At 73.7% G+C, this 10,952-nt stretch carries 8 protein-coding genes; 2 read left to right on the plus strand and 6 right to left on the minus strand.

Annotated features, from left to right (window positions below):
* Nucleotides 1-143: 143 nt before the first annotated feature.
* On the minus strand, nucleotides 144-1,547 hold the full coding sequence (locus ACFVGO_RS17060; protein WP_359900051.1) for an SDR family NAD(P)-dependent oxidoreductase: 1,404 nt from the start codon (nucleotides 1,545-1,547) through the stop codon (nucleotides 144-146).
* Between the two features lie 201 nt (nucleotides 1,548-1,748).
* A complete protein-coding gene (locus tag ACFVGO_RS17065) occupies nucleotides 1,749-3,272 on the minus strand; it encodes a carbohydrate binding domain-containing protein (RefSeq protein WP_359900053.1) in 1,524 nt (507 codons plus the stop codon).
* Nucleotides 3,273-3,638: 366 nt separating this feature from the next.
* Between ACFVGO_RS17065 and ACFVGO_RS17070 the strand changes: the two genes are divergently transcribed.
* Nucleotides 3,639-4,592, plus strand: a complete 954-nt coding sequence (locus tag ACFVGO_RS17070; RefSeq protein WP_359900055.1) for an aldo/keto reductase — start codon at nucleotides 3,639-3,641, stop codon at nucleotides 4,590-4,592.
* A gap of 111 nt (nucleotides 4,593-4,703) precedes the next feature.
* Here ACFVGO_RS17070 and ACFVGO_RS17075 read toward each other — a convergent pair whose 3' ends face one another.
* The 4 genes from ACFVGO_RS17075 to ACFVGO_RS17090 all read right to left on the minus strand — a co-directional run bounded on the left by ACFVGO_RS17075 (nucleotide 4,704) and on the right by ACFVGO_RS17090 (nucleotide 9,126).
* Nucleotides 4,704-5,306, minus strand: a complete 603-nt coding sequence (locus ACFVGO_RS17075; protein ID WP_359900057.1) for a GNAT family protein — start codon at nucleotides 5,304-5,306, stop codon at nucleotides 4,704-4,706.
* 83 nt (nucleotides 5,307-5,389) lie between these two features.
* Entirely contained in the window at nucleotides 5,390-6,073 is a 684-nt protein-coding gene (locus ACFVGO_RS17080) for a nitroreductase family protein (protein ID WP_380632477.1), read from the minus strand.
* A gap of 96 nt (nucleotides 6,074-6,169) precedes the next feature.
* Complete coding sequence (locus ACFVGO_RS17085; RefSeq protein ID WP_359900061.1) at nucleotides 6,170-7,807, minus strand: ABC-F family ATP-binding cassette domain-containing protein; 1,638 nt, start codon at nucleotides 7,805-7,807, stop codon at nucleotides 6,170-6,172.
* Nucleotides 7,808-7,914: 107 nt separating this feature from the next.
* Complete coding sequence (locus ACFVGO_RS17090; protein ID WP_380632479.1) at nucleotides 7,915-9,126, minus strand: trypsin-like serine peptidase; 1,212 nt, start codon at nucleotides 9,124-9,126, stop codon at nucleotides 7,915-7,917.
* 541 nt (nucleotides 9,127-9,667) lie between these two features.
* Here ACFVGO_RS17090 and ACFVGO_RS17095 point away from each other — a divergent pair.
* Nucleotides 9,668-10,952 (plus strand): ATP-binding cassette domain-containing protein (locus tag ACFVGO_RS17095; protein ID WP_380632481.1); only part of this gene is annotated, 1,285 nt, incomplete at its 3' end.

Genomic DNA, 10,952 nt, shown 5'->3' on the forward strand with positions numbered 1-10,952 from the left:
GGGGCGGGGACAAACGGCTGGATAGGGGGTGTGGTCGTCTTGTGCCCCCCCCCCCTCTCCTCTCCCCCCTCCTAGACGGTTCGGGGAGCTCTCCCCCCCGGGCCACTACGACACCCGAGCTTCCGCCCCGGCCCGTCCGGGCCTCACCACTGCGCCACCCGGTAGTCCTTGAGGAACACCCCCGACACCGGGTCCCCGGCCTCGCCGCGGACGATCGGGTCGTAGACCCGGGCCGCGCCGTCCACGATGTCCAGCGGGGTGCGGAACCCCTGGGCGGCGAGGTGGGCCTTCTTCGGGGCCGGGTTCTCGTCGGTGATCCACCCGGTGTCGACGGCGCACATGTGCACGCCCCGGGGGGCGAGTTCGGCCGCGCTGGTACGGGTGAGCATGTTGAGCGCGGCCTTCGCCATGTTGGTGTGCGGGTGCCGGGCGGTCTTGTTGCGGACGGCGAACCGGCCCTCCACCGCCGTGACGTTGACGATGTAGCGGGCGGGGTGCGGGGAGGCCAGCAGCAGGGGCAGCAGCCGGTCGCAGAGCAGGGCCGGGGCCAGCACGTTGACCAGCTGGGTCTCCAGGACCTCCGCCGGGTCGAGCGAACCGAGCACGGCGGACCAGGAGTTGGCGGGCGCGAGGTCGGGCAGCAGCCCGGACTCGTCGGTGAGGTCCAGCAACGACCCGGCGCCGGAGGAGAGCCGGGCGAGGCCGGCGACCGGCCGGAACCCGGGGGCGTGCTCGATCGCCCGGCGGTCGGCGGCGGGCAGGGCGTCCAGCTCGCCGGCGGCCAGCGGCGCGTACGACTCGGGCGGGCGGCGCAGGGTCTGGGCGGCGTTGTTGACCAGGATGTCGAGCGGGCGCCCGTCGGCGCGCAGCCGGTCGGTCAGACCGATGACCTGGCGCGGGTCACGCAGGTCGATGCCGACCACGCTGAGCCGCTCCCACCACTGCCCGCTGCCCTCGGCGGCGCGGAAGCGGCGGACGGTGTCCTGCGGGAACCGGCTGGTGACGATCAGCTCGGCGCCGTCGCGCAGCATCATCAGGGCGAGCTGGAAGCCGATCTTCACCCGCCCGCCGGTGAGCAGCGCCCGGCGCCCGCGCAGGTCGGTCCCCAGGGCGCGGCGGGCGGTGTTGTCGGCCGCGCAGTCCGGGCAGAGCATGTGGTAGAAGCCGTCGACCGAGCGGTAGGCCTGCTTGCAGACGTAGCACTTGCGCGGGACCAGCAGCTCGCCGACCGGTCCGTCCGCGGCGGCCAGCGGTGCGTCCTCGCGGCGGGTCCGGCTGCCGGTCGCGGTGGTGGCGAGCAGGTCGGCGTCGGCCTGCCGCACGGCCTGCCGGGCCTCCTGGCGGCGGCGCTTGCGGCTCTCCATGACGAAGGAGCCGAGCTGCCGCTCGGCGTGCAGCCGGGTGCGGTCGTGGGCGGGGAGGGCGCGCAGCCGGCCGAGGGTGCGGCTGAACGCGGCGAGTTCCTCGGCGGTGAGGCCCGCCGCCCCGGCGGCGTCGCTCGCCGGATGGATGGTGATCAGCTGGTGATGGTCGTCCCGGACCGTCATGTCCGCCCCCTCGTGCCGTACAGGTGGGAGGGACTGTAGTGGACGGCCCGGGACGATGAGATGCCAATTTCCGCTGGTGGGCGGTGGGCGGCGAGCGGTGGGCGGTGGGCGGCGAGCGGTGGGCGGTGGGCGGCGGACGCCGGGTCCGCCGCCGGGTCCGCCGCCGGGTCCGCCGTCGGGGCCGTCGCCGCGGGCGTGGGCTCAGCCCGCGTACTGGCCGAGGATCTTCGCGAACTCGTACGGCTGCTGCGGGATGTTGGTGCACTTGGACAGCGAGCCACCGGTGCAGGCGTTGGCGTCCCGGGTGGCGTCCCAGAAGGACACCATCCCGAGGTGGTTCTGCCGGGCGAAAGCCACCAACTGCTGGGCGTCGGCCTGGTTGTAGACCTGGTGGTCGTCGTTCTCGCCGATCATCGGCGTGACGCCGACCATGGCCCACAGCTGGGCGTCGGTCCTCGCCGGGTAGAGGGCCTTGAGCTGGCCGAACAGCGACTGCGCGGCCTGGACGGCGGCGTTGCCGTAGTCGGTCCCGCTCCGGTAGTAGTCCATCGCCATGATGTTGACCACGTCGACGGCCACCCCGGCGTCCCGGGCGGACTTGACGATGGCGACGCCCTCGGCGGTCAGGCCCTCCGGCAGGACGGGCAGGGTGAAGGAGACCTTGAGGCCCGGGTGGGCCTGCTGGAGCTTGGCGAGCGCGGCGGAGCGGCGGTCGTTGGCGGCGGTGTCGGCGATGGCCGCGCCCTCGATGTCGAAGTCGACGTAGCGCAGGTTGTAGGCGTTCACCACGGCGTCGTACTCGGCGAACAGCGAGTCCACCGTGGTGCAGGCGGCGGCGAGTTCGGTGCCGGCGGCGCCGCCGAAGGAGACCTTGACGTCGCCGCCGGCCGCGCGCAGCGCGTCCACCTGGTCCTTGGCCCAGGCGGTGCGCGGGTCGTAGGCGTTGAACCAGCTGGCCTTGCAGCCGACGCCGGTGACGAAGCCCATGGTGTAGCCCTTGAGGCCGCCGGCCTTGGCCAGGTCGGGCATCGAGGGGGTGGGCCAGGCGCCCATGTCGATGTACGGGGCGACCGGGAGCGCGACGTTCGGCGCCGGGGTGGTCGGTCCGCCGGTGGGCGTGCCGGTCGGGGTGCCGGTCGGGCCCGGCGGGGTCGAACTCGGCGGCGGGGTGGTCGGGTTGCCGCCGCCGGGGCCGGTCAGCGCGATGTCGTCGGCGAGGTAGCCGCCCTGGCCGTACCAGCCGTGCAGGTACACGGTGACGCTGGTGGTGGCGGGCCCGGTGGTGAAACTCGTGGACAGCTGCTGCCAGCCGGGGCCGCCGGCGGTCCAGGTGGCCGGGTCGGTGAAGCCGCTGCCGGTCGCGCCGAGGTAGACGTACTGCCCCTGCACCCAGGCGCTGAGGGTGTACTTGGTGTTGGGCTGGACGGCGACGCTCTGGCCGCACTGCGCGGTGTCGCTCGCGCCCACCGCCCCCTTGAGTGCGTACGTCCCGCTGTGCGCACCGGAGTTGACCACGCTACCGGTGCCGGCGGAACAGCTCCAGGGGCCGACCGCGCCGCTCTCCAGGCCGCCGTTGGCGAGCAGGTTGCCGTCGGCGGCGCCGGCGTTCCCGGCGAGGACGGCCAGGCCGCCGGCGGCGAGCGCGGTGGCGGCGGCGAGGCTCAGCAGGGTGGTCCGGCCGGCGGGGCGGCGGTGCGTGGGGGCGTGCAGGGGCGCGCTGGGCATGGGGGTGCCTCTCGGGACGTGGTGGGGCCGCCCGCGCCGCGAGGGGGGAGACACGGGGCGGGCGGCGGCCTGGGGGTGTTCCGGGCGTGGGGAGCGCGGTGCGGGGGAGTGCGGTGCGGGGGAGTGCGGTGCTGAGCATCAAACTGGACTAGACCAGCTGTGCACGTCAAGCACTTCCCGGCCCCGGACGCCCCACCGGGGGCAGGTTTTAGGAACGGTTAAGACGGCGACGGGGCGGGCTTCGAAAGGGACTTGACCTGGAGTGCACTCCAAGGTGAAAGCTGAGGGCATCGAACGCGCCACCACGCGAACCACTGCTGCGGCCACCGCCACGGAAGCCGCGGAATCCACGATGGGAGCACCCTCATGCGCAACGCCCCGTTCGGTACCGGCGGCCCCGAGATCGGCGTCATCGGCCTCGGCTGCATGGGCATGACCTGGGCCTACGACATGGGGAGCCGGGACGACGAGAACTCCGTCCGGGTGATCCGGCAGGCGCTGGACCTCGGCGTCGGCCTGATCGACACCGCCGACATGTACGGCCCGTACACCAACGAGGAGGTGGTCGGCGCCGCGCTGGCCGGGCCGTACCGGGAACGCGCCTTCCTGGCCACCAAGGTGGGCATCGTGCCGGGCGGTGCGGGCCAGCAGCAGCGCAACGGCCGGCCCGAGCACGTGCGCCGCTCGATCGACGAGAGCCTGCGCCGGCTGGGCACCGACCACGTCGACCTCTACCAGCTGCACCGGGTCGACCCGGACGTCCCGATCGAGGAGACCTGGGGCGCGTTCGCCGAGGCCGTCGCGGCCGGCAAGGCCCGGAGCATCGGGCTCTCCGAGCCGACGGTCGAGGAGATCAAGCGGGCGCAGTCCGTGCACCCGGTGGCCTCGGTGCAGTCCGAACTGTCGCTGTGGACCCGGGACGTGCTGGCCGAGGTGCTGCCGTACACCGAGGAGCAGGGCATCGCCTTCCTGCCGTTCTCGCCGCTCGGCCGGGGCTTCCTGACCGGCGGCATCACCTCCTTCGACGAGCTGGCCGCCGACGACTTCCGCCGCCGGCTGCCGCGCTTCCAGCAGGACGCGCTGAAGGCCAACCTGGCGCTGGTCGAGAGGGTCCGGGCGGTCGCCGGACGGACCGGCGCCAGCCCCGCGCAGGTGGCGCTGGCCTGGGTGCTGGCGCAGGGCCGGTACGTCTTCCCGATCCCGGGCACCCGGACGCCGCGCTACCTGGTGGACAACGTGGGCGCGGCCGGGATCGAACTCTCGGCGGCGGACCTGGCCGAGCTGGACGCGCTCCCGGCCGCGACCGGCGAGCGTTACTGACGGGGCGCCGCGAGCGCGGGCGGTGCCGGCGGATCGGTGCTCGCCGGGGGCCGGTGCCCGACCGGGGGCCGGGAGCCGGTGCCGCGCCGGTGGTCGGTGCCGCGCCGGGAGTCAGCGCTCCATCACCCACACCAGCTGCCGTCCGGTCTCGCCCGGAGCCCGGACGGCGGTCTCGGCGACCCGGTCCAGCCGGTAGCCGAGCTTGCGCGGGACGGCCGCGCTGGCGCCGTTCGCCCGGTCGCAGCGGATCTCCACCCGGGTGATCCCGGGCAGTGCCAGCGCGGCCTCGGTCAGCGCCCCGGCCGCGGCGGTGGCGATGCCGCGGCCGACGTGCCCGGTGGCGACCCAGTAGCCGATCTCCAGCGCGCCCGGCCCGATCCGCCCGTGCAGGCCGAAGGCGCCGATCACGCCGCCGGGTTCGGCGTCCAGGCCGGCCAGGTACATGAAGTCGGTGCCGGCCTCCCAGGCGGCCGCGCCGGCTCTGGTCAGCTCGGCGGTCCGGGCCCGGGAGGGGGCCTCGGCCGCCCACTCCATCCAGGGCCGCAGGTGGTCCAGGTTGGCGCGGACGGCCCGGTTCAGCGCGGCCGCGTGGGTGCTGCGGCGGCGCCGCAGCCAGAGGCCGCCGGGCAGCCGCAGCCGTTCCGGCGGCCGCCCGGCGGTCACCGCCGCCACCGGCGGGGCGAGGCCGCAGGACCGTGACTGTGCTTGGCTCATGACGGCGATTATGTCCTTGGCCGGGACCTGTCACCATCCGATGTCCCCCCGGTGGCGGGCGCGCCCGCCCGCGCCCCGGCGCGTCAGAGCCGGACCATCACCTCGTCGAGCTCCTTGCGCCGCAGGTCCGGCACGCGCGCCCCCTCGGCCGGGTAGCCGACCGGGATCACGTACGCCGCGCGCTCCTCCGCCGGGCGGTCGCACACCTCGTTGAGGAACTTCATCGGACTCGGGGTGTGGGTCAGCGTGGCCAGCCCGGCCTGGTGCAGCGTGGCCAGCAGCAGCCCGACGGCGATCCCCACCGACTCCTTGGTGTAGTACGGGCGCGGCGAGTCGGGGCCCTTGTGCACCTCGAACACCACGATCACGGCCGGCGCGTCCTCCAGGAACGGCTTGCGCCAGTCGGTGCCGATCGGGGCGAGGGCGGCCAGCCACTCCTCCGACGCCCGGTGGCCGTAGAACTCGCGCTCCTCGGTCTCGGCCGCCTCGCGCAGCCGCCGCTTGCGCTCCGGGTCGGTGATCACCACGAACCGCCACGGCTGGACGTGCGCGCCGCTGGGCGCGGTGCCGGCCGTCCGGATCGCCCACTCGACGACCCCGTCCGGGAGCGGGCGGGTGGAGTAGTCGCGGACGGTCCGGCGCAGGGCCATCACGTCATGGAAGGACCTGCTGCGGGCCTCGGCCTCGTGGGCGGGCACCGTCATGGGGGCGAGCGGGACGGTCGGGTGGGACGTCCCCGCCACGGCGCTGTCTGTGCTGTCAACCATGGCGGACAGCACAGCACATGACGGCCCCTCCGGGAAGAGGTACAGACCGATAGGTACAGACCGGGAGGTAGAGACCAATCGCCGGTCGGCGCCGGCTCAGAGCTCGTGCACCCGCCCGTCCCGGACCTCGATCCGGCGGTTCACCGACACCGTGTCCAGCATCCGCCGGTCGTGGGTGACCAGCAGCAGGGTGCCGGTGTACGAGCCCAGCGCGGTCTCCAGTTGCTCGATCGCCGGCAGGTCCAGGTGGTTGGTGGGCTCGTCCAGCACCAGCAGGTTGACCCCGCGGGCCTGCAGCAGCGCCAGCGCGGCCCGGGTGCGCTCGCCGGGGGAGAGGGTGGCGGCCTGACGCAGCACGTGCACCGCCTTGAGGCCGAACTTGGCCAGCAGGGTGCGCACGTCCTCCGGCGCGAGCTCCGGTACGGCGGCCGCGAAGGCCTCCAGCAGCGGTTCACCGCCCAGGAACAGGCCACGCGCCTGGTCCACCTCGCCGACCACCACGCCGGAGCCCAGCGAGGCGCTCCCGCCGTCCAGCTCCAGCCGGCCGAGCAGGGCGGCCAGCAGCGTGGACTTGCCCGCGCCGTTGGCGCCGGTGATGGCGACCCGGTCGGCCCAGTCGATCTGCAGGTCCACCGGGCCGAAGGCGAAGTCCCCGCGCCGCACGCTCGCCCCGCGCAGGGTGGCGACCACCGAGCCGGAGCGCGGCGCGGTGGCGATCTCCATCCGCAGCTCCCACTCCTTGCGGGGCTCGTCGACCACGTCCAGCCGCTCGATCATCCGCTGGGTCTGCCGGGCCTTGGCGGCCTGCTTCTCGGTGGACTCGGTGCGCATCGCGCGCCCGATCTTGTCGTTGTCGGAGGACTTGCGGCGGGCGTTGCGCACGCCGTTCTCCATCCAGCCGCGCTGCATCCGCGCCCGGGCCTCCAGCCCGGCCTTGGTGTCGGCGTACTCGTCGTACTCCTCGCGGGCGTGCCGACGGGCCACCGCCCGCTCCTCCAGGTACGCCTCGTAGCCGCCGCCGTACAGGTTGACCTGCTGCTGGTGCAGGTCCAGCTCCAGCACCTTGGTCACGGTGCGGGCCAGGAACTCGCGGTCGTGGCTGATCAGCACGGTGCCCGTGCGCAGGCCCTTGACGAAGGCCTCCAGGCGCTCCAGACCGTCCAGGTCGAGGTCGTTGGTGGGCTCGTCGAGCAGGAAGACGTCGTAGCGGGAGAGCAGCAGCGAGGCGAGGCCGGCCCGGGCGGCCTGGCCGCCGGACAGGGCGGTCATCGGCAGGTCCAGCGAGACCTTCAGCCCGAGCGAGTCGGCGACCTCCTCGGCGCGCTCCTCCAGGTCGGCGCCGCCGAGGTCCAGCCAGCGCTCCAGGCCGACGGCGTACGCGTCGTCGGCGCCCGCCCGGCCCTCGACCAGGCCCTCGGTGGCCTCGTCCAGCGCGGCCTGCGCGGCCGCCACACCGGTGCGGCGGGCCAGGAAGTCGCGCACCGACTCGCCCTCGCGCCGCTCCGGCTCCTGCGGCAGGTGGCCGACGTTGGCGCTCGCCGGGCTCAGCCGCAGCGAGCCGCCCTCGGGGGCGTCCAGGCCGGCCAGCAGCCGCAGCAGGGTCGACTTGCCGGCGCCGTTCACGCCGACCAGACCGATCACGTCGCCGGGGGCGACGACCAGGTCCAGGCCGGAGAAGAGGGTGCGTTCGCCGTGGCCGGCGCTGAGGTCCTTGACTACGAGTGTCGCGCTCATGATGGGGCCGATTGTAGGAGGAGCGGCCCGCTCGACGGAAAAAAGCGGGGGCCGCGGCTGTCCTGCCGCGGCCCCCGGATCACCCGGACTTGATCACCGGGCCTTGATCACTTGGCCTTCTTCGAGAAGTACTCGAACATGTGCTGGGCCACGTCCTCCAGGTACGGACCGGCCTCGTAGGTGTTCGCGCCGTTGCCGATGGAGGTGTCGCTGACCAGCGCCGGCTTGCCGTCCTTGGTCGCGTACCAGCCGCCGCCGCTGCTGCCGCCGGTCATGTTGCAGCCGATCAGCAGCATCGCCGGGCGGCTCGGGTCGCCGGTCTTCTTGGACGGCTTGCCGCCGTCGCAGTGCTCCAGCTCCACGCCGTCGAAGGGCTTGCCCTCGGGGAAGCCGTAGTTGCTGACGGCGCCGACCTGGTCACGCGGGGCGTTGAACCAGAGCGGGACGGAACCGCCGACGGTCTCCTCCAGCGACTTGCCGCCCGGGTTGGGGTTGGAGACCTTGATGATGCCGAAGTCGTACTGGCTCCACGGGCCGCCCTTCTCCGGGTCGGCCTCGCCGGCCCACTGCGGCGAGACCATGCCGGAGGTGGCGGTCCACTCGCCGTACGGCTCGGCGTCCTCCAGCTTGGCCTGCTTGTTGCCGTTGCTCAGCACGCCGTTGCTGTTGAAGGCCGGGGCGAAGGTGATGTCGGTGTAGTACTTGTTGCCCTTGCCGCCGTGCAGGCAGTGGCTGGCGGTCCACACCAGGTTGCTCTTGCCCGGGTTGGCCGGGTCGGAGACGACGGTGCCGGAGCACACGTAGTCCTCGTTGCCGTCCTTGAAGAAGATCTTGCCGTTGACGTGCATGTTCTTCGGGAACGGGTGCGCCACGGGCTTGGCCGGGACCACGGCGGGCAGCTGGTCCGCGCCGCCGCCCGGCTGGGCAGCGGTGGGCGCGCTGGTGGGCGCGCTGGTGGCCGACGCGGCGCCGGTGGGCTGCGCGGGCGGCTGGGGCGCCTCCGGGGCGGGCTGGGGCAGCGGCTTCGGCTTGGCCTCCAGCAGCTTCTGCAGGGTCCAGTAGCCCTTGACCGCCGGGGTGATCACGTTCGCCTGGGCCCACTTGTCCCAGTCCTCCAGCTTCCAGGTCTTCAGCTCTTCGAGCGTCGGAAGCTTGATCGGAGCCGCGCCCGGGGTGCCGGCGGCGCTGGCCGCGACGCTGGGAGCCGCGGTCACGGCCGGATCGGCGTTGTCGGGGCCGCACGCGGTGGCGACCACCATGGTCAGCGCGGCGACGGAGGCGCCCAGGACGGCACGGCCCGGCCGGGATATCGGTGACATGAGTTCAAATCCCCCTGTTGACTACCGCCATGCGACCCGATCCCCGGGTGCGGCCCGCTTCGGCCGCCGGCATGGCAGGTGAGGAGTCTGCCATGCGGCCGGGGGACTCCTGACACCCGCCCCTGACCGGGACGGGGCCGTCACCGGATCGGCACCGGATCGGCACCGGGCCCCCGCCGGCTCCCCGTCGGACCTCCGTCGGGGGGGGCGTCCCCGCCGGACCTCGTCGGGGGTGCGTCCCGCCGCGACCTCGGGGCCGGTAAATCGGTTGCGGGTGCCGTACGGGCTGCCTAACGTGGTCCGGGTCATCAGCCAGACAAGGAGAAGGCCGTTGCTCTACTGAGGTCCCGGGACACCGCCCCCGCCGCGCAGGCCCTGCTGCCGTTGCGCGGTGCGCGAGTGTGCGACCTCAGTCACGGCCCGTGGCGCCCCTCTGCGTGACGCCACCCCTTCGTTCTCCTCCGGCCGTCCCCGGTTCCGCACCCGCGGTGTCTCCCCGTGTTGCTCACCACCCCTTCGGCAACCACCCCGGGAGGCCCTTGTGGCACACCAACCCACCACCACCGCCGTCCTCTGCACCGAGCTCTCGTTCGAGTGGCCCGACGGCAAGCCCGTCCTGGACGGCTTCCAGCTCGCCGTCGGCCCCGGCCGCACCGGCCTGATCGGTCTCAACGGCGCCGGCAAGTCCACCCTGATGCGGCTGATCGCCGGCGAGCTCACCCCCACCGGCGGCACCGTCCGGGTCGAGGGCGAACTCGGCTACCTGCCGCAGGGGTTGACGCTCGACACGACGCTGCGGGTGGACGAGGCGCTCGGCATCCGCGGCGCCCGCGAGGCCCTGCACGCCATCGAGTCCGGCGACACCGACCAGCGCCACTTCGACGCGATCGGCGACGACTGGGACGTCGAGGAGCGCGCCCGCGCCACCCTCGACCGGCTCGGCCTCCACCGCCTCGGCCTCGACCGCACCACCGGCGAACTCTCCGGCGGCGAGGTGGTGCTGCTGCGGCTGGCCGCCCTGCTGATGGCCCGCCCCGACGTCCTGCTGCTCGACGAGCCCACCAACAACCTCGACCGGGCCGCCCGCGAGCGGCTCTACGAGACGGTGGCAGGCTGGAACGGCGTGATGCTGATCGTCAGCCACGACCGCGAACTGCTCCGGCACGTCGATCGGATCGCCGACCTGCGGGACGGCGAAGTCACCTGGTACGGCGGCGACTTCGACGACTACGAACGCACCCTCGCGGCCCAGCAGGAGACGGCCGAGCGGCTGCTGCGCAACGCCGAGGCCGACGTCCAGCGCCAGAAGCGGGACTTGGCCGAGGCCCGCGTCCGGCTGGACCGCAGCGCCGCGTACGGCAAGAAGCGCTCGGTCACCCGCAACGACCCGCACATCTTCGCCGGAATGCTCAAGCGCAAGGGCCAGGAGACGGCCGGCCGTCTCCAGGGCATGCACGCCGAGCGACTGGAGGAGGCCAGGGCGCGGCTCGACGTGGCCGAGGAGGCGGTGCGGGACGACGCCGAGATCCGGATCGACCTGCCGCGCACCGCCGTCCCGGCCGGCCGTACCGTGCTCACCCTGGACAAGGTCCGGCTGCCCTACGGCGCCACCGCCGACCTCGACCTGCGCGGGCCCGAGCGGATCGCCCTGGTCGGCCGCAACGGCGCCGGCAAGTCCACCCTGCTGCGCACTATCGCGGGCGAACTCGCCCCGCTGGCGGGGGAGGTCGTCACCCCGGTGCCGCTTCGGTGCCTCCCCCAACGGACCGACATGGTGGGAGAAGAGCACTCAGGCGTGGGGAAAGTCAAAACTTTCGCCACCAAGG

The organism is Kitasatospora sp. NPDC057738, assembly GCF_042798815.1.
Taxonomy (GTDB): Bacteria; Actinomycetota; Actinomycetes; order Streptomycetales; family Streptomycetaceae; genus Kitasatospora; species Kitasatospora lactacystinica.